Genomic DNA, 23,158 nt, shown 5'->3' on the forward strand with positions numbered 1-23,158 from the left:
GCGAAGGGGTCCGCGACGGGGGTTCGCGAGGGGGTCCGTACCTCACTGAACCCCCGCGCAGAGTGCCTCGCAAGCGGAGGGCAGCCGCCCCGGTCGGGCCTTCCGCGGGGCTCAGGACCGCGGGGGTGCGGGCAGGTCGTCGAGGAAGGTGAGGGTCGGTACGTGGAAGAGACCGCCGGTGACCGGGACGGAGAAGTCGAGGATCCGGTCGTGCCGGCCCGGCCGCCTGCCGAGGAACATGTTCCGCAGCATTTCCTCGGTGACGTCCGGAGTGCGGGCGTACCCGATGAAGTAGGTGCCGAACTCGCCCTGTGCGATGTTCCCGAACGGCATGTTCTCCCGGACGATCTTGCGTTCGTTCCCGTCCTCGTCGGTGATGGTGTTGAGCGCGACGTGGGAGTCGTCGGGCTTCACCTCGTCGGGGAGTTCGACGTTGGCCTGCTTCGTGCGCCCGATGACCTTCTCCTGCTCGTCGGCGGTCAGGGCGTTCCAGGCGGCCATGTCGTGCAGGTACTTCTGGACGATCACATAGCTGCCCCCGCGGAAGTCCGCGTCCTCGTCGCCGATGAACACCGCGTCGTCGGCGAGACCGCCCTCGGGGTTCTCGCTGCCGTCCACGAATCCGAGCAGATCGCGCTCGTCGAAGAACTTGAAGCCGTGCACCTCGTCGACGACGGTGGCCGCCCCGCCGAGCCGCTCCCCCAGCAGCCGCGCGAGTTCGAAGCAGAGGTCCATGCGCTGGGCGCGGACGTGGAAGAGAAGGTCGGCGGGGGTACCCCGGGCCTGGTGGCGCGGTCCCAGCAGGTCGGTGAAGGGGTGTAGCTCCCGCGGGCGTGGGCCGCTGAAGAGCCGGTCCCAGGCCGCCGATCCGATGCCGACGACACAGCTCAGTTCCATGTCGGGGGCGCGGAAGGCCACGGAGCGGCGCAGGCCCGAGACGTCCTCCAGCAGGTCCCGGACGGTGTCCTCACCGTCCGGTGCGATCGTGGCGACGAGGAACACGGCGGCCCGGGCGGGCGGGACGACGACGGGCTGCGGCTCGAGCACGGGCGTGTGCCTCCTCATCGGGCTCTCCGGCACCGGGCTGTCGGTGTCGGGGCCTCCCGGACGCATGCCGCCCCGGTTCGCCCCTACCGCACCAGCATGGCCCGGCGGGGCCGACTCAGCAGGTCGGGCGGCCCGGCCGGGCTCCGGGTCACCGGGTCACCGGGGGGCGACGCCCGGGGGCGGCTGCCCCTGCGTCCAGATCGGCCGGACCACGAGGCGGCTGAAGCGCCAGCCGTCGGGGGTGCGGCGGAGTTCGGCCTCGAACCGGCCGCCCACCGTGAACAGGGGGTCGGCGCCGCTGCCACGCCGGCGGAGCGTCTCCTCGTGGTGGACGTGGGTCATCAGGGCGTTCCAGGAGGCGGTGGCCCGTTCCGCCGTGGCGTCCGCGTCGGTGACGATCCCGGAGGCCATGTGCTGAGTGCGGTCGAAGCGTGCGAGCGCCTCCTCGGCGGCAGGGAGGGACTCGGCTCCCCGGGACACTCCCACGGGGGTCTCCATGAGCGCGTCGTCGGTGAAGAAGTCGCGGGCCCGCTCCGGTGCGAGCTCCCGGTCGTCGAGCAACCGGAAGAGCCGGTCGACGAGCATGCTGATCTCCGTGTGGTCCGTCTGCGTGGTCATGCCGAGAGCGTCCTACCTCAAGTCCGCTTGAGGTCAAGGCGGTGCTTCCGGGGTTGCCGCGCGCCGACGCCCGCGCTCGTTCCGTACGTATTCGCCGGGTATTCGTGCGGACCGGAGCGCCGACACCGCCGGAGGATGTCCTGTCGCTAGTGTGATCGGATGTTCCGTCAAGTGACCGACGCCGACACCGCCGTGGCCGCCGGCAGCGGCGACGTACCCGTCCTCGCCACCCCGAAGCTGATCGCATGGCTGGAGGCGGCGACCGTGGAGGCCGCCGCGCCCTTCACCGAACCGGGCCGGACCACCGTCGGTACGGCGATCCGTATCGAGCATCTACGCGCCACGCCCGTGGGCGGCCGGGTGGAGGTGTTCGCCGAGCCCCCGTCCTCCGTGGCGGGGCGGCGGCTCACCTTCTCGGTGCGGGCCGTCGACGACTCCGGCCGGCTGGTCGCCACGGGCGAGATCGACCGGGAGATCGTCGGCCGCCAGCGGTTCCTCGCGAGCCTGCCCCATCCGGCGGCCGACCGGTGATCCGGCCCGCGAACCGGTGCCGTCACACCGGTGTGTGCCCCTGGAGATAGGTGCGTACGGCCCTCGGCAGAGGGGTGCCGGCGGTGTCCGCGATGGCGGCCCAGCGCAGCCGCTCCGGGGCGAGGCGTGCGCCGTCCGACGGTGCCTCGCTCAGCAGTTGGCACACCACGGCCGGCGCCTCGTCCGCCCGTGCGCTGTCGTGCGGTCCCAGCGTCTCCGTGCCGTCGACGAGGTAGCCGGTGAGCTCGTAGACGACGCGCGCGGCGGTGGCCTGCGCCGACTCGGCCGGTTGCGGGGTGCCGGACGGCAGTTCCCACCCGTCGCCCGGGCGTACCAGCAGCACTCGTCCGTCGTACAGGACGAGTGCCTGCACCGCGCCCTCTCCGTGTTCCCGCGTCATGACCGGCCTTCCCTCCCCCGGCCACCTGCCAGGTGCTCTCCCCCTACCCAGGGGCGCGCCGCGACGCACCTGTACCGGGGTCCGTCGCACCGCGCTTCGGGCGTGCCGTCAGTACAGCACCGGCAGATCGGCGGGGCGCACCCGCAGGGTGACCGGCAGGGTGGCCTCCACCTCGCCGTCGGCGCCGTACGGGACGGGCCGGGACGCCTCGACGCGGATCTCCTTGCCGCGCAGGACGCGCACCTCGGGGCGGCGGACGTGTTCGCCCGTCCTGAGCTCGTTCATGAGGGTGAAGAAGAGCCGGCGTGGCGCCTCCCGGATCATCACGATGTCGAGCAGCCCGTCGTCGACCTTCGCGTCGGGGGCGATGAGCCGGCCGGAGCCGTAGTAGGGGGAGTTGGCCGCGACGACGGTGTAGCCGCGGTGGGTGTGCTCCTCGCCGTCGACGGTGACGCGGTAGTCGGCCGCCCGCCAGGTGGTGACCGCACGCAGGCCGCCCGCGTAGTACGAGGCGGAGCCACGCAGCAGACGGGCGTCGTTGGCGTGCCGGTTGGCCACCGCGTCGACCCCGGCGTACACGCTGCCGAGGACGACGGTGCGCGGGTGGACGGCCGACTCCACCTCGATGGTGTCGACCGCCCGGGGTTCCGCGTGCAGCAGGATGCGGGCGAGTGCGGCGGGGTCGGCCGGCAGGTCCAGTGCCCGGGCGAAGTCGTTGCCGCGTCCGGCCGGTACGAGGCCCAGGACCGTGCCGGTGCCGCTCAGCGCACCGCCGATGCCGCCGGCGATCCCGTCGCCGCCGACGGCGAGGACGATCCGGCCGCGTTCCCCCGCCCGGACGGCGATGTCCTGGGCGTGGGCGAGGCTGTGGCTGTACTCCGTGTCCAGCTCGGCCCCTGCCTCGCGGAGCAGCCGGGCGAGCTGGAGCAGGGTGGCCGCCCCGGTGGAGCCGCCCGCTGTGGGGTTGACGACGGCGGTGAACTGTCGCATCGGTGTGCCTTTCGGGGCGGGCGGGTCGGTGGGATCAGTCGGTGGGCAGCAGGACGCCGGGGTTGAGCAGTCCCTCGGGGTCGAGTCGTCGTTTCACGGCGCGCAGGGCCGAGATGCCGAGCGGGCCGGCCTCGCGGACGTACCAGTCCCGGTGGTCGGTGCCGACCCCGTGGTGGTGGGAGATGGTGCCGCCGGCGGCGAGCAGGGCTTCGTTGGCCGCGTGCTTGGCCGGTTCCCAGTGGGCCACCGGGTCCTCGCCCTGGGCGCTGACGACCGTGAAGTACAGCGAGGCGCCGTTCTCGTACACGTGGGAAATGTGGCACATCACCAGGGGCGGGGTGCCGGCCTGGGTGAGGGTGTCCGTGAGCGCGGTGCGGACGGCCGCGTACAGCTCGGGGATGCGGGACCAGAAGGCCGCGGTCTCCAGGGTCTCGGCGAAGGCGCCGACCTCGAGCAGGGAGTCGCGCAGGTACGGCGCGGAGTAGCGGCCGTGGGCCCAGCGCTCGCCGGGCTCGGTGCCGACGAGGGTGCCACCGCACGCGGTCAGGACGGCGGCCGCCTGCTCGCGGCGCAGGGCGGTGTCCTCGGCGGTGCCCTCGTAACCGGTGATCGCCATGCAGCCGGCGTCGCCCTGGGTCAGTCCGGCCCCGATGGCGTCGGGCTGTGCCAGGCCGATGAGCGTCTCGACCTCGTCGGACAGGCGCAGCACGGTCGGGCGGGGTCCGTCCTGGGCGAGCCGGCGCAGTGCCGCGGCTCCCTCCTCGAACGACGCGAACCGCCAGCCCTCGTAGACGCGCACCTCGGGCACCGGGCGGATCCGCACGGTGACGGAGGTGATGACGCCGAACGCGCCCTCCGAGCCGAGGATCAGCTGGCGCAGGTCGGGTCCGGCGGCGGAGCGCGGGGCGCGGCCGGTCTCGATGGTGCCCTCGGGGGTGGCGAGTGTCAGACCGAGCACCATCTCGTCGAAACGGCCGTATCCGGCGGAGGCCTGCCCGCTGGAGCGTGCCGCGGCGAAGCCGCCGATGGTGGCCCACTCGAAGGACTGCGGGAAGTGTCCGAGGGTGAACCCGTGCTCGGCGAGCAGCGCCTCGGCCTCGGGGGCGCGCAGGCCGGGCTGGAGGACGGCGGTCCGCGAGACCGGGTCCAGCTCCAGCAGGCCGCTCATACGGCGCAGGTCGAGGGCGACGAAGGCGCTGCGCTCGGGGGCGAGGCCGCCGACCACGGACGTGCCGCCGCCGAAGGGCACCACGGCCAGTGCGTGGGCGGAGCAGGCGCGCAGTACGGCGAGGACCTCGTCGTGGGAGCCGGGCAGGACCACGGCGCGCGGGAGGTCAGAGAAGTCGCCGGCGCGGATGCGCAGCAGGTCGGGCGTGGACTTGCCGCGGGTGTGCCGGATGCGGCTCTCCCCGTCCGTGCGGACGTACGCCTCGCCGCCCACGGCTTCGGCAAGGGCCTTCAGGGCGGCGGGATCGGCCGTGTCGGCGGGCAGGCCGATGTCCTCCAGGGTGAGCGAGGGGGTGGTGCGCGGCTTGACGCCGAGCATGTCGCGCAGCAGTCCCGTCACCGAGTCGGGCAGCGGTGCCGCCTTCGCCGGGTCGCCCCAGCCGTTCCACAGCATGTCCATTGAACGGTCGTCCTCACAGGTCGGTGTGCTCGGTTTCGCGCGGCTCGGCTGCCGTCCCGGGACCTCGGCCGCTTCCGTCCGACCCCCAGGGCGTTACACTGTGACACATGACGCCTATTCGTCACAACGGTTCGGACAGCGATCATGTGCTCGACGCGGTGCGCGACTGCGTACTGGCCGTCGGCGTGCGCCGCACCACGCTCGCCGACGTGGCCCGCCGCGCCGGCGTCTCCCGGATGACGCTGTACCGGCGCTGGCCGGACCTGCGCACCCTGGTGGGCGACCTGATGACCCGCGAGTGGATCGACGTGGCCTCCCGCGCGATCCCCCCGGCGACACCGGGCACCGGCACGCGCGGCCGGATCGTGGACGGGCTGGTGGCCGGGATCGAGGCGTTCCGGGCGCACCCCCTCTTCCGCAAGATCGTGGACGTCGATCCGGAACTGCTGCTCCCCTACGTCCTCGACCGTCGCGGAGCGAGCCAGGAAGCGCTGCTGGCGCTGCTGGCCGACGCGCTGCGCGAGGGGCACGCGGACGGCTCCGTGCGCCCCGGCCACACCGAACGGCAGGCCCGCGCCCTGCTGTTGACCGTGCAGTCCTTCACCCTGTCCCTGCGCACGATGACCGACGAGGACGATCCGGAGCTGGACTCCGCCGCCTTCCTCGGTGAACTGCGCACCCTCCTGGAGAGGACCCTCACGCCATGAGCCACACCGAGGCCGCACCCGGCTCGTCCCTCAGCGCACCCCGCCGGATCCGGGAACTGGCCGAGGCCGCGGACGGCCGGGTGGCCGACGTCCTGGTCGTCGGCCTCGGCGCCACCGGAGCCGGCGCCGCCCTGGACGCGGCCGCCCGCGGACTGGACGTCGTCGCGGTGGACGCGCACGACCTGGCCTTCGGCACGTCCCGATGGAGCTCCAAGCTCATCCACGGCGGGCTGCGCTACCTGGCTTCCGCGCAGCTCGACGTGGCGCACGAGAGCGCCGTCGAACGCGGGGTGCTGATGACCCGTACGGCTCCGCATCTGGTGGCCGCGCAGCCGTTCGTGCTGCCGCTGACACCGCTGGTCTCCAGGGCCCAGGCCTCGCTCGCCTGGGCCGGGTTCCGGGCCGGGGACATGCTGCGGCTGGCGGCCCGGACTCCGCGGCAGGTGCTGCCCGCGCCGCGCCGCCTGTCGGCGACGGAGGCACGGCACCTGGCGCCGTCGGTGCGTGCGGCGGGCCTGCGGGGCGGTCTGCTGTCCTGGGACGGCAAGGTGACGGACGACGCCCGGCTGGTGACCGCCCTGGCCCGGACGGCCGCCGCGCACGGCGCCCGGGTGCTCACCCGGGTCAGGGTGCTGGAGCTGACCGGTACGGGCGCCCGCGTCCGCGACGAACTGACCGGCGAGGAGGGCGAGATCAGGGCCCGTGCCGTGATCAACGCCGCCGGTGTGTGGGCGGACGGCCTCGTCGACGGCATCCGCATCCGCCCCTCCCGCGGCACCCATCTGGTCCTGCGCTCCGAGCGGCTCGGCGACCTGCCCGCCGGCCTGCACATCCCCATCCCCGGCGAGACCAACCGCTTCGTGCTGGTCCTGCCCCAGGGCGACGGCCGGGTGTACGTCGGACTCACCGACGAGCCGGTCGAGGGCGGGATACCCGACGTGCCGGAGGTCCCCGAGACCGACATCGGCTTCCTGCTGGACGTGCTCGGTTCGGCCCTGGACACACCCGTCTCCCGGGAGGACGTCGTGGGCGCCTTCGCCGGTCTGCGCCCCCTGCTGGACACCTCCGGGCACGACGGGTCCGCGGGAGCACCCGCCCGGACCTCCGACATCTCCCGCCGGCACGCGGTGCTCACCTCACCCGACGGCGTCACCACGGTGGTCGGCGGCAAGCTCACCACCTACCGGCGGATGGCCCAGGACGCCGTGGACGCCGCCACCGCCGCCCGGGGGCTGAGCGCCGCTCCCTCCCCCACGGCCGGGCTGCCGCTGGTCGGCGCCGCCGCGCCCGAGCGGCTGCGGGCCCTGCCCGTGCCGCACCGTCTGGTCCGCCGCTACGGCACCGAGGCCGCCGCCGTCCAGGAACTCGCGGCCGGGGATCCGTCCCTCGCCGAGCCGGTGCTGCCCGGCCACCCCGTCACCCGGGCGGAACTCCTCTGGGCGGTCCTGCACGAGGGCGCACTCGACGAGTCCGACCTCCTGGACCGCCGCACCCGCATCGGCCTGGTCCCGGCGGACCGCGCCGAGGTGCTCACCACGGCCCGCGAGACCCTGGACCGGGCGACGACCGCGCGGTCCTGAGCCACCGGGGACGGCTCGTCACAGCAGGCGGCGGATGTCGCCTCGGACGCGGTAGAAGCCGCCTGCCGCGGGGTGCAGGGCGTCGACGACGTAGCGCGCGCCGGGCTCGCGTATCGCGCGGGGGAACTGGACGTTCCACGAGGTGTCGTAGCCGTCGGACAGCACGTGGACGCGGAGTCGGCCGAACTCCTGGACGCACTCGACCACGACCGCCCCGGCGGGTGCCTGGGCCACGGTGGCCACCGCCGCCACGGCGGTCGCGGGCGCGTAGGTCGGCAGCGCGGCGGCGAGCTTGACGTCCCGGACGACCGGCACGGTGCCCTGCTGGGCCGCGGTGACGGCCGCCTCGCTCGCGTCCACGCACACCAGCGAGCCGTCCGTGGTCACCAGGTAGAGCCGCTCGTCGCGGTACTGCATCGACAGCGCCGAACCGCCGCCCGTGCCGAGCTTCCACAGCCGCGTGCCGTCGCGGTCGAAGCAGTAGACGGACGAGGCCGCGTCACCGGCGAAGACGAAACGTCCACCGGGCGAGGTGGCACAGGAGTACACCGCGCTGTCGCAGGCGTACGTCGCCTCGATGGCGCCGTTCGTCTTGGACAGCCGCTGGACCACGCGGTGGGCGGTGCCCGCGTACACCGCGTCGTCCTCCTGCCAGCCGAAGAGCACACCGCCCCGGGTGGCGCTGTGCCACAACTCGCCGCCGCCGTCCGGGGCGTAGGCCGTGACGCCCGACTGGTGGCCGTGGTAGACGGCCCGGTCGTCGGCACGGACCATCCAGGCGTGCTCACCCCGGCTGCGGCGGGCCCACTGGTGTTCGTCCTCGTGGTCGATCACCGTGAGCCGGCCCTCACGGTCCGAGACGTTCAGGATGCCCTCGTGGATGTCCAGCCAGAAGATGTCGACGTCGGCGGCGATGTCGTACGCGGCGAACGGGAGCTTCGAGGAGAGGTCGTAGACCTTGCCGTCGTCGCAGCCCGCGTAGATCCAGAAGTCGTCCGCGACGAGGCACTTCACGCCGTCCGGCAGGGTGAACCGGGCGCGCACCGAGCCCTCGTGGTCCAGGGTGTAGACGTCGCCGGCCTGGTTGCCCACCCAGCAGTGCTGGTCGTCGACGTGGATGCCGAAGGCCGCGGAGCCCGTGCGGAACCGCCATAGGACCGGTGCCACGGCACGGGCGGTGGACGGAGCGGAGCTGACCTGACGGCGGGTCACCGAACGCGGGGCGCGCTGCCCCTGGACGGCGGGGGCGTACCCCTTGCGGACCTTCTCCCCCACCTTCTTCGCGGCGGCGGCCCGCGCCCTGTCGACGGTCGGGAACGTCGTCGTCTGCGTCTGCCCGGCCGCGCCTATCCGTCCGTACCGCACCGTCACCGTCTGGCCGTCGACGGTCACTTCGTAGAACTTGTGGGCGCCGTCGCCCTCCTGTGACAGCTCCAGATACGTCGTCGACACCACGGACGCCGCGGACATGGCAGACCCCTCCCCAGGACGGACCCGCGGCCGTTCCGGCAGGTCCCCACTGCCGAGAACCGTAAGGGGAGCCACTGACAACGCCCCGCCGACGGCCCGTCCGTGGGGCGCCGGCGGGCCCGCACCGGCGGTGGGGCGGCCGCCGGGCCGGGCGTGGGGCGCGGGTCAGCCGAGGGTGACCAGATCGCGGTAGTCCTCGGTCCACAGGTCTTCGTCCGCGTCCGGCAGGAGCAGGACGCGGTCCGGGCGCAGGGCGTCGAGCGCGCCTTCGTCGTGGGTCACCATGACGATCGCGCCCGGATACGAGCCGACGGCGGTCAGGACCTCGTCCCGGGAGGCCGGGTCGAGATTGTTCGTCGGCTCGTCCAGCAGCAGCACGTTCGCCCCGGAGTGGACGAGTCCGGCGAGTGCCAGACGCGTCTTCTCCCCGCCCGACAGCACGGCCGCGGACTTGTCCGCGTCGTCCCCGGTGAACAGGAACGCGCCCAGGACGCGCCGTGCCTCGCCGGCGTCCAGCCGCGGTGCGGCCAGGGTCAGGTTCTCCAGCACGGTACGGCCGGTGTCGAGGGTGTCGTGCTCCTGCGCGAAGTAGCCGAGGCGCAGCCCGTGACCGTGCACCACCCGCCCGGCGTCCGGTCGTTCGGCCCCGGCGAGCACCCGCAGCAGGGTGGTCTTGCCGGCGCCGTTCAGGCCGAGCACGACCAGACGGCTCCCCCGGTCCACCGCCAGGTCCACTCCGTCCAGCACGCGGTGGCCGCCGTAGGACTTGGACAGGCCGATCGCGCCGAGCGGCATGCGCCCGCACGGGGCCGGCTCCGGCAGCCGGATCCGCGCGGTCTTCTCGGCGCGCCGGGCCGGCTCCAGCTCGCCCAGCATGCGGTCGGCGCGGCGGGTCATGCTCCGGGCCATGGTGGCGGTGGCGGAACGGGCCTTCATCCGTTCCGCCTGTGTGCGCAGCGCGGCGGCCTTGCGTTCGGCGTTCGCCCGTTCCCGGGTGTGACGCCGTGCGTCCGCCTCCCGGCGGGTCAGGTAGGTGTGCCAGCCGGTGTTGTGGATGTCGATCGTCGCGCGCGTGGCGTCCAGGTGGAAGACGCGGTTGACGACGTCGGCGAGCAGGTCCGTGTCGTGGCTGATCACCACCAGGCCGCCCCGGTGGCCCTGGAGGAAGGTGCGCAGCCAGGTCAGGGAGTCGGCGTCGAGGTGGTTGGTCGGCTCGTCCAGCAGCAGGGTGCCGTCGGTCCCCCCGAACAGGATCCGGGCGAGTTCCACGCGGCGTCGCTGGCCGCCGGACAGGGCGCCGACCGGTTCCGCCAGCACACGTTCGGGCAGGCCGAGTCCGGCCGCCACACGGGCCGCGTCCGCCTCGGCCGCGTATCCGCCGCCCGCCTGGAAGGCCGCTTCGGCGCGGGCGTAGGCGGTCATCGCCCCTTCCAGCGCGGCCGGCCGGTCGGCCGCGGCCAGGGCGGCCTCGGCCCTGCGCAGTGCGTGCAGCGCGGTGTGCAGTCCGCGGGCGGACAGCAGCCGGTCGGTGACGGTCATGGCGGGGTCGGCGGCGCGGGAGTCCTGGGCGAGGAAGCCGACGCGCCCGGTGCGGGCGACCGTGCCCGCGGCGGGCGCCGACCGGCCGGCGAGCGCGGTCAGCAGCGTGGACTTGCCGGCGCCGTTGCGGCCGACGAGACCGATCCGGTCCCCGGGGGAGACGGTGAGGGAGATGTCGGAGAGCAGCAGGCGCGCGCCGGCGCGCAGCTCGACACCACGAACGGTGATCATGAAGGAACGCTCCGAATAAGCGAAAGGACACACTTCTGGCGTGGAAGCGGGTCCTCAGCTAGGAGATTCGGGGCGTGGACATGCCTTCACGCTAACGCAGGGGCTCGGAGCGCGGTACTCGTTTTCACTCCCGCCGGTCGGGCGCACGTCTCGCGGGACGGAGGATCATCCCGTCAGGGCAGTGCCGTGACCTCGACCTTCGCGAGGCGTCCGATCGCGTCGTGGCCCTCGGCCGCGCTGCCGCCGGGCAGGTCGGCGCCCCACGGACCATCGGGCAGGAAGCCGGTCAGCACCTCGAGCTGGGCCGCACCCCAGGCGGCGTGCCGTTCGGCCTCCAGGAGGAACGCGTCGCTGAATTCACTGATCATGCCCCGACCCTAGAGGTCACGGTCGCTACCTCGGTGCTCGCGGTCGTTGCACGGTTCCTGGCGGACCTGGTTGAGCGGCCGGCGCCGGAGGAGTCGGGGAGCGCCCCGTCAGGCGCTCATGAGTCGGCTGAACCTCTCGGTGTCGATGTTGCCGCCGGAGGCGATGACGCCGATGCGGGGCGGCAGGTCGAGGTGGCCCGCCAGGAGCGCGGCGAGAGCGGTGGCGCCGCTGGGCTCCAGGACGATCTTCAGGCGCTCGAAGGCGAAGCGCATGGCGCCGATGATCTCCTCGTCGGTGACGAGCGTGACGGCGTCCACCAGGCGCTGGTTGATGGTGAACGTGATCTCGCCGGGAGTGGGCAGGGCCTGTCCGTCGGCGATGGTGCGGGGCACGGGCACGGTGACGCGCGCGCCGCTCTCCAGGGAGCGTTTGGTGTCGTCGCCCGCTTCGGGCTCCACGCCGACCACCCGGACCCCGGGATGCAGGGCCTTCGCGGCGATGGCGCTGCCGGCGATGAGACCACCGCCTCCCACGGGTACCAGGAGGGCGTCCAAGGGGCCTGTCTCATCGAGGAGTTCGAGGGCGGCGGTGCCCTGGCCCGCGATGACATGCGGATGGTCGTAGGGCGGGATCAGGGCGAGACCACGGTCCTCGGCGAGCGCCTCGCCGAGGGCGGTGCGGTCCTCGGTGTAGCGGTCGTAGGTGACGATCTCGGCTCCGTACCCGGCGGTGGCCTCCCGCTTGGAGCGGGGGGCGTCCTCGGGCATCAGGATGACGGCGCTGGTGCCCAACTCGCGGGCCGCCAGGGCGGTGGCCTGGGCGTGGTTGCCGGAGGAGTAGGCGGCGATGCCCTTCGCGAGCTGTTCCGGGGAGAGCTGGGCGGCGGCGTTGTAGGCCCCGCGGATCTTGAAGGCTCCGACGCGCTGGAAGTTCTCGCACTTGATGAACACCTCCGCGCCGACACGGGCGTCGAGGGTGCGGGAGGTGAGGACGGGGGTGCGGTGGGCGACGCCTTCGAGTCGTACGGCGGCTTCCCGGATGTCGTCGAACGTCACGGGCAGGGCGGCGGCCATGGCGGTGTCCTCTTTCCACGTGGTGCCGCTGGTCACGGCGTCGTCTTCGCGTAGTTGTAGACCGTCGCGCGGGAGACGCCGAGCAGATCGGCGATGGTCTGCGCCGCGTCCCGCGAGTCGAAGTGGCCGTCCCGGTGGAGCTGCCGTACGAGGGCTCTCTTGTCCTCGCGGCTCAGCGACCGGGGGGTGGCGGCACGCCGGGCGCACAGCTCCTCCACCGTTCGGCGCAGCTCTCGCGCGTTGCGGTCCCGCAGCGTCTCCGGCGGCTGGTCCCGGTGCGCGGTGTCGGTGGCCACGAGGTTGGCCAGGGTGAGCGTCAGGGGTGACAGCACGGAGACGTCGAGATTCAGGCAGAGCGCGGCGACGTACTCCCCGTCGGCGTTCCGGATGCCGATGGACGTGCTCTTCGCCGGGCGGCCGTCGGGGAACCGGTTGGGGTAGTTCTGGACCACGTCGGGGTATGCGGGGTCGGCGATCCGGGCCAGACCCAACTCGGTTGCGGAGTCGCCGACCTGACGTCCCGACAGGTTGTTCTCGATCGCCCGGACCGCGTGGTCCGGGTCCCGCAGGTCGTGCAGCACGACCTCGCACAGTCCCGGGAACATCCGGCCGAGCGCCACGGTGATCTTCTCGGCCTCCCGGATCAGGTGCTCGTCCGGCTCCGCGAGGTCCGGCCGTGCCGGGGGTGCCACGCCGAGGCCGTCCCGCGACGCCTCGACCGAAGACTCGCGCACCCGGCCCTCCTTGGAATTCCTGTCCAACTCTGGATGGAAAGACTAAGGAGCGTGCCGGGCGCTGTCCAGTCCCCGCCGGGGCGGGAGCCGCTCGTCAGGCGGCCAGTTGCGGGTACATCGCGGCCAGGTCTCCCGAGAGCCCCGCCTTCACCTGTCGGGACACGTCGTCCGCCAGGACCTCGAACGCGCCGGACTCGACGCCGTCGAGCGCCAGAGCGGCGACGTCACCGGGCGAGGACTTCGGGGCGTCGACGTGCGCGGCCATGTCCGTGTCGATGTAGCCGACATGCAGTCCGGTGACCTCGATACCGCGCGGACGCAGTTCCAGGCGCAGGGTGTTGGTCTGCGACCACAGGGCCGCCTTGGTGGCGCTGTAGGAGCCGGCGAGGCCGATCCAGGAGAGCACGGAGTGGACGTTCAGCAGGTGCCCGCCCCCGTTGCCCTCGATGACCGGCGCGAAGGCGCGGGTAACCAGCAGCGGTCCGAAGAAGTTCGTCTCGAACTCCGCACGGATGTCGTCGACCGCCGAGTCGAGGAAGGAGGTCGCGCCGAGGGAGACGCCGGCGTTGTTGACGAGCAGGGTGACGTCCGGGGCCTGGGCCACCGCGGCCCGGACGGACGCCGGGTCGGTGACCTCCAGGGCGAGGGGTACGGCGTCGGGATGCGAGACACCGCGGGGATCGCGGGAGGTGGCGTACACCTTGGCGGCGCCGCGCGCGTACAGCTCCTCGACCAGCGCCTTGCCCAGTCCGCGGCTGCCGCCGGTGACCAGCGCGACGGAGTCCTTGATCGCAGTCATGGTGATATCTCCGAAGAGAGGAAACCGATCGGTTTCCACCACGGTAAACCGATCGGTTTCCCACGGCAAGCGGAACGGCCCACGAGGCGGACCGGACGCGAGCACACGGCGGCGCCTCCGAGCGGCGGGGCCGGCCGGCCGCGTCCCGGCCGCCCAGCTGCCGGCCGGGCACACCGAGTGATCGTTTCCCTCCCTTCCCGCGTCGGCGGAACTCCCCCAGCCCCTTGACCGATCCCCCGTACGCACCTCCATACTGGCGGCCAAATCGATGTGGCCAAATCGATTTGGCCGCCGTCCACGGCCGGATCGTCGAGGCCTGAGCCGAGCGAGCCGAACGGAGCCCGCGCGTGTCCAGTCCCGCACATCCCCTCGAGCCCACTCCCCCGCCCACCGGCACCTCCGGTGTGGTCCGTCCCGTGGACGAGTCCCGGCCCCTCGGCCGGATCTTGGTCTTCGGCGTCCAGCACGTCCTCGTCATGGCGGCGACCCCCATCTCCGCGATCTTCCTGATGAGCGCCACCCTGCGGCTCAGCCCCGGGATCACCGTCGATCTGCTCTCGGCGGCCCTGCTGCTGTCCGGGATCGGATCGCTCGTGCAGTCCCTCGGCCCCTGGAAGTTCGGGCCACGACTGCCGTTCGTGATGCTGCCGGGCGGTGCGCCCCTGATCCTGTTCATGGCGATCGCGCAGCAGCACGGACTGCGTACGGCCACCGGGGCGGTGATCCTCACGGCGGCCTTCACCTTCCTGGTGCTGCCGCTGTTCGCACGGCTGCTGAAGTTCTTCCCGCCGCTGGTCATCGGCACGATGATCGTCATCGTCGGGATCAACCTCGTGAAGGTCGGCGCGCTGCTGGTCACCGGCCAACCAGGTGCGCCCGGCTTCGGCGATCCCGCGCGACTGGGGCTGGCGTTCGCCACCATCGGTCTGATCGTCCTGTTCACCCGGCTGCTGCGCGGCGTACTGCGGCAACTCGCCGTGCTGCTGGGCCTGGCCGGGGGCACGGGCCTCGCCTTCGCCCTCGGTCAGGTCCACCTGGACGCGGCGCTCTCGGGCGGGCTGATCGGCGTACCGCGGCCGTTGCCGTTCGGGGCGCCGGTCTTCGACCTGCTGGCGGCGCTGCCGCTCATGCTGTACAGCCTCGTGTCCATGGCGGAGGCGACCGGGCAGACCGTCATCAACGCGGAAGCGGTCGGCAAGGACATCGACGTCCGCTCGGACGTGCCGCGCACCGTACGCGGGGACGCGCTGACCTCTCTGCTCGGCGGCTGCTTCGGGCTGCCGCTGATGGTGACCAGCGGGGAGAACATCGGGATCGTGCGGGTCACCGGCGTGCGCAGCCGGTACGTGACGGCCGCCGCGGGCATGGTCCTCGTCGTCCTCGGCTTCCTCACCCCGGTCGCGCGGGCGATCAGTGTGATGCCCTCCGCGGTGGTGGGAGGCGCCGCCATGGTCGTCTTCGCGGTGATCACCGTGCTGGGTGTGCAGATGCTGCAACGGGCCCGGCTGGAGGACCACACGTCCCTGGTGACCTGCGCCGTCGCCCTCGCCCTGGGGCTGCTGCCGATCCTCGTCCCCGGGGTGTACGCCCAATTCCCGTCCGGTGTACGAATCCTGCTGGAGAGCGGGGTCGCCGTGGGCGCGTTCGTCGCGGCCGTCCTCAACGTCGTCTTCCACCATCTGGGGCGTCGTGGCGAGGCCGTCACCGCCCGGCCGGCCGAGGCGCCGGGCCCGGCCGCCCGCGTATGAGCGCCGCCTGCCGCACCCCCCTCACGACCAGCCGTCCACAGCTCTGCCCGCAGCCTACGGAGACCCATGACCGACCCGACCCACGACCTGCTCCGCCACGACACGCTGCTGCTGGTCCCCGGCGTGACGCTGACCCCCGACGGCCCGCTGGACCGGCACGCCGTCCTGGTGCGGGACGGTGTCTTCGATGACGTCGGCCCCGTCGAACGGCTCCTGCGTACCCACCCGTCGCTGACACCCGTGCGGCTGCCGGAGCACGTGCTGATGCCCGGCTTCGTCGACACGCACCACCATCTGACCCAGAGCTTCGGCGGCGCCCTCGCCTTCGGGGAGCCCTCGGAGATCTTCCGGCGGGTGTGGGTACCCCTGGAACGCGCCCTGGACGAGGAATCGGCCTATGTCGCCGCCAAGTTGGCCGCACTGGAGTCGCTGAGGGGCGGCTTCACGACCGTCGCCGAGTCCGGAACCCGAGCCGCCGTGGACGTCGACGTGGTGGCCTCGGCCACGCGGGACGCGGGCATCCGCTGCGTGCTCGGATTCGTCTGCAACGACGCCTCGGACGGCACCGGCGAGGACGCCGACCCGCGGGCCGTGCTCGCCGCCGCCGAGAGGCATCTGGCGCGCTACGGCGGCGGCGACCTCGTCCACCCGTCGCTCGCCGTGTCGGTGCCGGAGGCGGCCACCGCGTCCACCCTGGCGGCCACGGCACGGCTCGCCGCCGAGGCGGGATCGGTGGTGCAGATCCACGTGAACGAACACCTCGTCGCCGTCGAGCGGTCCCTGGTCCGGCACGGGCTGCGGCCGCTGGAGCACCTGCACCGAGTCGGCGCGCTCGGGCCGCAGTTGCTGGCCGCGCACGCCACGCTGCTCACGCCGTCGGAGGTGACGCTGCTCGCCGACAGCGGCGCCGCGGTGAGCTACAACCCGGTGGCAAGCGCCTGGAAGGGCAACGCGGTCGCCCCGGCGACCGCGTTCGCCGAGCGTGGTGTCCGGTTCGGGCTGGGCACGGACGGCACGCGCGGGGACGGTTTCCGGCTCGCGGACGCGGCCGAGTTCGCACAGCGGCTCACCTACGGCCTGGCCAGCGGCGACTCGTCCTGCGGTGCCGGCTGGACCTGGCTGGAACGGGCCACCGCGGGCGGTGCCGACGCGGCCGGACTCGGTGGGCTCACCGGGCGCGTCGCCCCGGGCGCCGCCGCGGACTTCCTGCTCGTGGACGTCGGCGGGCCGGAGATGCAGCCGTCCTGGGACCTTCCCTGGGAGCTGGTCCGGCGGGGCAACCGGGACCAGCTCACCGCGGTGTTCGTCGCCGGCCGGCTGCGGCTGTGGCGGGGCTGGCCGCCGGACTGGGACGGCCCGGCCCTGGTGCGCCGGGCCGCCGAGCTGGGCCGGCGGGTGGTAAGGCGGGCCCAGGTGGTCCGGGCCCACCCGACCTCGGTGGCCGCGAGGAACCGCGGAGCGACGGCGCCCTCCCCGTGCCCCGGCTCCTCCCCCGACGCGGCAGGGGTCGCCGTAGCGACAGCCGCCGCCCCCGTCACGGATCCCGCGTGTCCCGAGGGCTGTCCGCGATGAGCGGCGGCATGCTCGCGGTACTGGCGCTGACCGTCGCGGCGGCCGCGTTCGTGCAGGGCGCCAGCGGCCTGGGGTTCGCGCTGATCGTGGCCCCGGTCGCGGGACTGCTCGACCCGGGTCTGCTGCCGGTGTTCGTGCTGACGGCGATGATCCCGCTCAACCTGTACGTCGCCTGGCGCGAACGGCGCAGCCTCGACCTGCGCGGCGCCCGGTGGATCACGGCGGCCCGGCTGGCGGCGACGCCGGCGGGACTGGCGCTGCTGTGGGTGATCCCGGAGGGCGACCTCGGGGCCGTGGTCGGGGCGGCCACCGTACTGGCGGCCGTGGTCAGCCTGGTCGTGCCCGCCTTCGCGCCGGGGCCCGGCGCCTACATGGGCGCCGGGCTCGTCACCGGCCTGACGGAGACGGCGACCGGGGTGGGCGGGCCGCCCCTCGCCCTCGTCTACCAGCACCGGCCGCCCGGGGAGCTGCGGGCCACGGTCGCCGTCTGCTTCCTGGTCGGCGAAGTCGCCTCCCTCTGCCTGCTGTTCGTCACCGGGCGGGGCCGCGCGGCGGACATGGGCTGGGCGCTGCTGCTGCTGCCCGCGCTCGCGGCGGGGGCCTGGCTGAGCCGGCTGGTGCACCAGCGCGTGGACACGCGGAGGATGCGCGCCTTCGTCCTCGTCTTCGCGCTGGTGTCGGGGGTGGTGCTGATGGCGGGCACCTGACGGGGCGGGTCCGCCTCAGTCGGCGGTCCGTTCCGGTCCCCCGGCCGGGCCCGGCACCGCCCGGTCGTCGGGGCCGGCCGGGTGCGGCCGGCGCAGCGACGAGGCACGCGGGATGAGCCGGGGCTCGGGCGCGGGCGTCACGCGCCCGGCGGCCGGCGACTCCCCCTCGCCGAGGGGCCGTCCGCCGCCCAGCCGGGCGAGCAGCAGCTCCACCGCATCCCCGGCGGCCCGGTCCAGGCGCAGGTCGACCGCGGTGAGCGGCGGCTCGCAGGTCCGGGCCCGCAGTCCGTCGTACCGGGTGACGACCATGACGTCGTCGGGTACGCGGCGTCCCGCCTCGCGCAGCGCCCGTACGGCACCGACGGCGAAGGCGTCGACGAGGACGCACAGCGCGTCGACGTCCGGGTGTTCGGCGAGCAGCGCGGCACAGCGCTCGTATCCGGCCTGTTCGCCGCCGTCCTCCGGCGCGCAGGCGACGACCGGCGGCCAGCCGTGTGCGGCCGCCGCCCGTTCGTAGGCCGCGCGGGCGTCGACCGAGGAGTGGCGGGTGCCCGCGCCGACGACGAGCGCGGGGTGCCGGGCGCCCTGCGCGCGCAGGTGCTCCAGCAGCAGGTCGACGACCTTGCCGCCGTGCAGGTCCACGTAGGGTGCGTCGTCGTCGGGGCCGGTGGGCCGGCCCAGGGCGACGTACGGCAGGCCGCGCTCGCGCAGTTGGGCCACGGCCGGGTCGTCCGCCTCGGGTTCGACCACGATCGCGCCGTCGATGTCCACCGAGTACAGGGCGGACGCGGACCGCACGGGCGGGATCAGCACGAGGGCGTACTCGTGGACGAGGGCCCGCTCGGCGGCCGCCGCGGCCACCTCCATGTAGAACCCGAGGCGCGAGGGGCCGCCGGCCACCGCGAAGGGCATGGAGGAGGCGAGCGCGATGGCCCTGGCCTGGCCCCGGCGCAGCCGCTGGGCGCGCAGGTTGGGGCGGTATCCCAGCTCCGCCGCGACCCGCTTGATCCGCTCGCGGGTGCGGGGGTCGACCTTGCCGATGCCGTTGAGAGCGTGGGACACCGTGGTGCGCGACACCGACGCCGCCTCGGCGACGTCGGCGATCGTGGGCCGGCGGTCGCCTCGGGGCATGGTCATGCGCCCATCTTGCCTCACCCGCCGGTCGCCGGAACCTGCGCCCTCGGGCCGCCCCACCGCACTCGGTCGAGGGCGCGCCCCCACTGGTAAAGGGCGCCCATGAGCGTGCCCCGGTCACGGAGAGTCCCGGCCGATGACGCGACGCCGATCTCAGCTCCACTCTTCTTGCTCTGCCGCAGGCACCGGTACTCGCCGTTCGTGCGGGCCGCGTGCGACCTCCATGCCGTACCGGTGCTGCCCGTCCGCGTCAGCGTCCTCGGCGCCTGAGACGCAGGGCGCCGAGCAGCTGGGTGAGTACCCTGAGCGCCGCCTGCCGGCGGACGGGCTTGCGGGACCACACGGCGGGGAGGACCACCCCGACGTAGAAGGACAGGAAGACGAGGAGGGGAAGGAGGACGGGCGCGGCGGTCAGCTGGGGGGTCAGGAACGTCATGGTGTCTCTCCGGGTGCGGTGGTCGGTTGAGTGCCCACGACTTTGACCCGGCCCGGCCGCGTACTGGGTCGGCCCCGAATCCCGGCGAACTCGCGGCGGAAGCCGCAGGTCAGGTCGTACTCTTCGGAGAAGTTCACCGAACCGCGCATAGGGGTGGGGAGTTGGCTGCGTCAGTCACGGGACCCGTCGCGGACTTCTGCGCGGAGCTTCGACGGCTTGTCCAGGCGTGCAAGGTGCCGCAGACGCGGATCGCGAAGTCGCTCAACCTGGAGAAGAACACGGTCTCGGGGTTGCTCGGAGGGGCGCGGCGGAGTCCTCCGGAGTTCGGGGTCGTGCGCGTGATCCTTGAACTGTGCAGGGAACAGCGCGAGAAGGACTGTGCGGGGGCGGGTCCGCCACCGCCGCCTCCGGGTATGCGGCTGGACGAGGACTGGTGGAAAGGACGCCACGCCGAGCTGGAGCGGGCCTTCGATGCTTCTCCGCAGCGAGAACGCCGGGCGCCCACACCGCACGTGCCCGACACGGCGGTGGTCGATGTCTTCGAGGCCTCCGCCATGGAGGTGCCCGAAGCGGTGCGCGTCCTGAGGGGCAGGATCGAGGACGGCCCGCAGTCCATGTACGAGCTGCTGTACAAGAGGGAGGACCAGGACCGTGTGCTGGGCGCCCTGTTGAAGGGCTATCCGGAGCGGGTTCGGGCAGCGCACGGTGTGCGGCGGGCCATGCTGGTCCATGCTGCCCGGGTCATCCTGGTCGCGGTGGCCCTCGCACGTCAGCGCAGGTGGGACGACATGGGGTTGCTGGTCAACGGTGCGCCGCGGGCGTACGGGCGGACCGAGGGCAGCGCCGAGCTGCCTGATGACCCGGTGCTGCGGGAAGCGATGGAACGCGCGGGACTGGACGACCTGGAGATGCGGGACCTGCTCGCCGACTACGTGGCTCGCGCCCGGCCACTCGCCGAGATGTGCCCCGAGTTCGGGTTGTCGGCCGGGTTGCCCACTCGCCGTCCTGTCCAGACAGCCGTCCCCCGCAGGGGGCTGGCCGGCCTGGGATCGCTGCTCGCCGAGTTCGCGGGCCAGGATGCGCTGCCGCCATCGGCGCGCGCCCTTCTTGACGAGTCGATCGCCTCGCTCGACGGTCGTGGACCGGAAGCGCCGAGGCTGGCTGACGGCTATGTACACCCCCGCTTCCGGCTGGCAGAACCGGGTGCGGAGGGTGTCCAGCAGGGCGTTGCCTCCGACAAGTGGTGGGAGGACCAACCGCTATACGAGGACATCGAGAGCTTTTTCGCCTCTCACTTACTCGGTCTTCCCGCTCTGCTGAGCCCCCTCCTGGTGCTCGGCCAGCCCGGGGCGGGCGACGAGCTGCTGCAGGCGGGCGCCCAGCGGATGGACTCCGCGCGGCAGTCGGGCTATCTGCTGGATGTCGAGCAGTTTCATGCGCCGTGAGGCCGAGCAGGGCCGACCGCTGGTCGTGGTGGTGACGAGCCGTACGGTGGTGGCTCACCGGGCGGAGATCCCCAGGGGCTGCCCGGTGCTGCGTCTGGAGCCGTTCGCCGAGCCCGAGACTGCAGGTCGCTGTCCGCGGGCATGTGGCGCAGCTCCACGCGCATCGAGCAGTGGCTCACGGCCTGGAACACGACGAACCGGGTGTACCTGAAACGACGCGGCCTGAGCCCCCTCTCCCAGGATGTTCTCCTCCCCCACCGGCATCTGGCGGCGCAGCCACTGCTGCTGCTGATGCTCGCCCTGTACGACGCGGACGACAACGCCCTGCACCGGTTGCGCGAAGAGAACATCAGCCGCACCGAACTGTACGACCGGTTGCTTACGGCATTCGTCCGCCGGCAGTTGGTCAAGGACGGCCCCCATCCGGTGCACGCCGAGATCGTGCGAGAACTGCACTGGCTGTCGGTGATCGCTCTCGGGATGTTCCAACGGGGTACCCAGGCCGTCACCGGCGCGCAGGCGGAGAGCGATCTGCGGGCTTGGCGGGCAAGGCAACGGACGACGACCTCCTGTTCGGACGGTTCTTCTTCGTTCATGAGGCCCAGGCCGTCATCGCCGACCAGCGGTTGCGCAGTTACGAGTTCGTGCACGCCACCTTCGGTGAGTATTTGACCGCTCGGCTGCTCGACCACGCGCTGCTCCTTCTGCCGACGCGGTTCCGGGAAGGAGAACGACTGCCGGATGACGCCGAGTTGTACGCACTGCTGTCCTTCACTCCGCTGACCGACCGGGCGCAGGTCGTGCAGAATCTCGCCGACATGCTTGACACCTGGCCGGACGAGGAGCGGGCGGGGCTGTCGGGTCTGCTCGTCCAGTTGTTCCGGGAAGTGCCGTGGGAGGCCACCCACCGCACCGACCACCCGCATGCACCGACACGCCAGACCAGGGCGTACCGCGACGCCGTCTACAGCGCGAACCTGCTGCTGATCGGCACGCTGGTAGCGGGTGAGGTGCGTGCGTCGGACTACCTCGGCACGGCCGACCCGGCCGACCGATGGCGCAGGCACGCGATGGCGTGGCAGTCCCACATGTCCACCGAGTCCTGGAACCTGTACACGTCCATGCTCCGCCTGGAGCGGATCCGGCGATCGAACCATCAGCCGGATCTGCTCGTCGGTACGCGGGCTGTGCCCGCCGCCTCGCACGAGCTCAGCTGGATTCTCGGGAGGCAGGAAGGGGTGTTGCACGTGGAGGGGGCCGGTGACGAGGTGTCGGATGTGATACGGCGGGTGACATTCGTCGGCGACCGTGACGCGGAACTCCTGTTGAACGCCGTCCACCCCGTGTTGCGGAGTTTGCCGGGCTCGCTACGCGCCTACGTCGTCGACGAGAAGCGGGGTGTCGGCTCGGCGGCCCGGATGCTGGTCGCCCTGCTCACCCGCGACCAGGACTCCTCCGAGGCACTGCCCGAGTTGTACCAGAGTTGTCTGAACGCCTCGGCCGTACTCTCGCCGCGCGAGGGAATGCTCTTCACCGAGTCTCTGATCCGTCAACTGACCCATGACGCACCTGTGTTGTCGGACACGGATCTCCATTCGATCGTGTCTCGGCTGGCGAAGCTGCCCCACATCGCCGGCAGTGCCCCGCTGAGGCGGGCGCTCGCGGACTGTGCGCAGCAGATCCTGGGAAGAGGTGGCAGTGAGCTGGGCGCCGCGCTCGACGCTCTGCGAGTGGGTACCGACCAGGTCGACGAAGACGAAGGGGCGGACGACCGCGCCGTCATCGTGGGTCTGGCCGAGGTGGGCCGCTCCGCGCACACCTGGGGGTGGCTCCGGTCGCTCGACGAGGCCGACCCCCTGGGTTCTCTCCACCAGTACCTCCTGGACGTCGGGCTTCCCGCCACCGCCGCCCGCCGCCCCTCCGCTGTCATAGGCCTCCTCCGCCTGGCCCTGGAACTGGGCCGCACGGACTGGCTGGCCGCTCACACGGCGGAGCTTCTCGTCCTCCTGCCCGACAATGCCTTCCGTCTCCTGCGTCCCGCCGACCTCGGCCCTCTGCGCGAGGCGCTGCCGGAAGGCGGCTACGACTACGAGACGGAGTTCACCGAGATCGAGGAGCGCTTCCGCTCGAAGGCCGGAGCCCGGCCGTCCCGCCCATGATCGTGCCGGCTTGCGGGACGATACGAGCCGTGTGCCGCTGCTGTCGGCCCCACCCGTTCACGGCCTCGCCTCGGTCGGTCCGGCCGGGACGTGGCCCACTCTCGCTGAACCCCATTGCCGGAAGGGGAAGGAGGACTCGATCCCGCACCGCCCGTCAGGGCGCCTCGTGGCGGGGCAGGGGCGCCGTCCTGCGAACCGGCGAAGACCTGCGGCGAAGGTGAAGGGCAGGCGCGCCGCTCACC

Annotated in this window: 21 protein-coding genes; 8 read left to right on the top strand and 13 right to left on the bottom strand. The window is 72.9% G+C overall.

Going from position 1 to position 23,158, the window contains the following annotated elements:
* Positions 1 to 111: 111 nt before the first annotated feature.
* Together ACF08B_RS25290 and ACF08B_RS25295 are read right to left on the bottom strand one after the other, a co-directional pair.
* Complete coding sequence (locus tag ACF08B_RS25290; RefSeq protein WP_392319521.1) at positions 112 to 1,047, bottom strand: Dyp-type peroxidase; 936 nt, start codon at positions 1,045 to 1,047, stop codon at positions 112 to 114.
* A gap of 156 nt (positions 1,048 to 1,203) precedes the next feature.
* On the bottom strand, positions 1,204 to 1,665 hold the full coding sequence (locus ACF08B_RS25295; RefSeq protein ID WP_392319522.1) for a nuclear transport factor 2 family protein: 462 nt from the start codon (positions 1,663 to 1,665) through the stop codon (positions 1,204 to 1,206).
* A gap of 159 nt (positions 1,666 to 1,824) precedes the next feature.
* On the opposite strand from ACF08B_RS25295, the gene ACF08B_RS25300 reads away from it, so the two are divergent.
* A complete protein-coding gene (locus ACF08B_RS25300) occupies positions 1,825 to 2,196 on the top strand; it encodes a thioesterase family protein (protein WP_392319523.1) in 372 nt (123 codons plus the stop codon).
* 22 nt (positions 2,197 to 2,218) lie between these two features.
* Here the strand turns inward: ACF08B_RS25300 and ACF08B_RS25305 are convergent, their stop codons facing one another.
* The 3 genes from ACF08B_RS25305 to ACF08B_RS25315 all read right to left on the bottom strand — a co-directional run bounded on the left by ACF08B_RS25305 (position 2,219) and on the right by ACF08B_RS25315 (position 5,213).
* Complete coding sequence (locus ACF08B_RS25305; protein ID WP_392319524.1) at positions 2,219 to 2,596, bottom strand: NUDIX hydrolase; 378 nt, start codon at positions 2,594 to 2,596, stop codon at positions 2,219 to 2,221.
* A 108-nt stretch (positions 2,597 to 2,704) separates the two neighbouring features.
* Complete coding sequence (locus ACF08B_RS25310) at positions 2,705 to 3,586, bottom strand: YegS/Rv2252/BmrU family lipid kinase (RefSeq protein ID WP_392319525.1); 882 nt, start codon at positions 3,584 to 3,586, stop codon at positions 2,705 to 2,707.
* Positions 3,587 to 3,620: 34 nt separating this feature from the next.
* Positions 3,621 to 5,213 carry an FAD-binding oxidoreductase gene (locus ACF08B_RS25315; protein WP_392319526.1) on the bottom strand — a complete coding sequence of 531 codons (1,593 nt, stop codon included), beginning with the start codon at positions 5,211 to 5,213 and terminating at the stop codon, positions 3,621 to 3,623.
* 107 nt (positions 5,214 to 5,320) lie between these two features.
* On the opposite strand from ACF08B_RS25315, the gene ACF08B_RS25320 reads away from it, so the two are divergent.
* Complete coding sequence (locus ACF08B_RS25320; RefSeq protein WP_073890666.1) at positions 5,321 to 5,920, top strand: TetR/AcrR family transcriptional regulator; 600 nt, start codon at positions 5,321 to 5,323, stop codon at positions 5,918 to 5,920.
* Entirely contained in the window at positions 5,917 to 7,500 is a 1,584-nt protein-coding gene (locus tag ACF08B_RS25325; RefSeq protein ID WP_392319527.1) for a glycerol-3-phosphate dehydrogenase/oxidase, read from the top strand. Before ACF08B_RS25320 ends, ACF08B_RS25325 begins: the two co-directional genes overlap by 4 nt.
* A gap of 18 nt (positions 7,501 to 7,518) precedes the next feature.
* Here ACF08B_RS25325 and ACF08B_RS25330 read toward each other — a convergent pair whose 3' ends face one another.
* The 6 genes from ACF08B_RS25330 to ACF08B_RS25355 form a co-directional block, all read right to left on the bottom strand.
* Entirely contained in the window at positions 7,519 to 8,970 is a 1,452-nt protein-coding gene (locus tag ACF08B_RS25330; protein WP_392319528.1) for a WGR domain-containing protein, read from the bottom strand.
* Positions 8,971 to 9,135: 165 nt separating this feature from the next.
* On the bottom strand, positions 9,136 to 10,740 hold the full coding sequence (locus ACF08B_RS25335) for an ABC-F family ATP-binding cassette domain-containing protein (protein ID WP_392319529.1): 1,605 nt from the start codon (positions 10,738 to 10,740) through the stop codon (positions 9,136 to 9,138).
* Between the two features lie 173 nt (positions 10,741 to 10,913).
* A complete protein-coding gene (locus ACF08B_RS25340; RefSeq protein ID WP_392319530.1) occupies positions 10,914 to 11,108 on the bottom strand; it encodes a hypothetical protein in 195 nt (64 codons plus the stop codon).
* 108 nt (positions 11,109 to 11,216) lie between these two features.
* The gene (locus ACF08B_RS25345; protein ID WP_392319545.1) at positions 11,217 to 12,182 is read right to left on the bottom strand and encodes a threo-3-hydroxy-L-aspartate ammonia-lyase; all 966 of its coding nucleotides are present in this window, start codon (positions 12,180 to 12,182) and stop codon (positions 11,217 to 11,219) included.
* A 32-nt stretch (positions 12,183 to 12,214) separates the two neighbouring features.
* A complete protein-coding gene (locus ACF08B_RS25350; protein WP_392319546.1) occupies positions 12,215 to 12,874 on the bottom strand; it encodes a transcriptional regulator in 660 nt (219 codons plus the stop codon).
* A gap of 136 nt (positions 12,875 to 13,010) precedes the next feature.
* Positions 13,011 to 13,715, bottom strand: a complete 705-nt coding sequence (locus ACF08B_RS25355; protein ID WP_392319531.1) for an SDR family oxidoreductase — start codon at positions 13,713 to 13,715, stop codon at positions 13,011 to 13,013.
* A 347-nt stretch (positions 13,716 to 14,062) separates the two neighbouring features.
* On the opposite strand from ACF08B_RS25355, the gene ACF08B_RS25360 reads away from it, so the two are divergent.
* The 3 genes from ACF08B_RS25360 (at position 14,063) to ACF08B_RS25370 (ending at position 17,742) form a co-directional block, all read left to right on the top strand.
* Positions 14,063 to 15,463 carry a uracil-xanthine permease family protein gene (locus tag ACF08B_RS25360; RefSeq protein ID WP_392319532.1) on the top strand — a complete coding sequence of 467 codons (1,401 nt, stop codon included), beginning with the start codon at positions 14,063 to 14,065 and terminating at the stop codon, positions 15,461 to 15,463.
* A gap of 66 nt (positions 15,464 to 15,529) precedes the next feature.
* A complete protein-coding gene (locus ACF08B_RS25365) occupies positions 15,530 to 17,035 on the top strand; it encodes an amidohydrolase family protein (RefSeq protein ID WP_392319533.1) in 1,506 nt (501 codons plus the stop codon).
* A complete protein-coding gene (locus ACF08B_RS25370; RefSeq protein WP_392319547.1) occupies positions 17,032 to 17,742 on the top strand; it encodes a sulfite exporter TauE/SafE family protein in 711 nt (236 codons plus the stop codon). The genes ACF08B_RS25365 and ACF08B_RS25370 overlap by 4 nt, the downstream gene beginning before the upstream one ends.
* A 15-nt stretch (positions 17,743 to 17,757) precedes the next feature.
* Here ACF08B_RS25370 and ACF08B_RS25375 read toward each other — a convergent pair whose 3' ends face one another.
* Together ACF08B_RS25375 and ACF08B_RS25380 are read right to left on the bottom strand one after the other, a co-directional pair.
* The gene (locus ACF08B_RS25375) at positions 17,758 to 18,879 is read right to left on the bottom strand and encodes a LacI family DNA-binding transcriptional regulator (protein ID WP_392319534.1); all 1,122 of its coding nucleotides are present in this window, start codon (positions 18,877 to 18,879) and stop codon (positions 17,758 to 17,760) included.
* 247 nt (positions 18,880 to 19,126) lie between these two features.
* Entirely contained in the window at positions 19,127 to 19,312 is a 186-nt protein-coding gene (locus tag ACF08B_RS25380) for a hypothetical protein (protein ID WP_392319535.1), read from the bottom strand.
* Between the two features lie 233 nt (positions 19,313 to 19,545).
* Between ACF08B_RS25380 and ACF08B_RS25385 the strand changes: the two genes are divergently transcribed.
* Complete coding sequence (locus ACF08B_RS25385) at positions 19,546 to 20,757, top strand: hypothetical protein (protein WP_392319536.1); 1,212 nt, start codon at positions 19,546 to 19,548, stop codon at positions 20,755 to 20,757.
* 539 nt (positions 20,758 to 21,296) lie between these two features.
* On the top strand, positions 21,297 to 22,916 hold the full coding sequence (locus ACF08B_RS25390) for a hypothetical protein (RefSeq protein ID WP_392319537.1): 1,620 nt from the start codon (positions 21,297 to 21,299) through the stop codon (positions 22,914 to 22,916).
* Positions 22,917 to 23,158 lie beyond the last annotated feature (242 nt).

Source organism: Streptomyces sp. NPDC015139 (assembly GCF_043079785.1).
In the GTDB taxonomy this organism is placed as follows: Bacteria; Actinomycetota; Actinomycetes; order Streptomycetales; family Streptomycetaceae; genus Streptomyces; species Streptomyces albidocamelliae.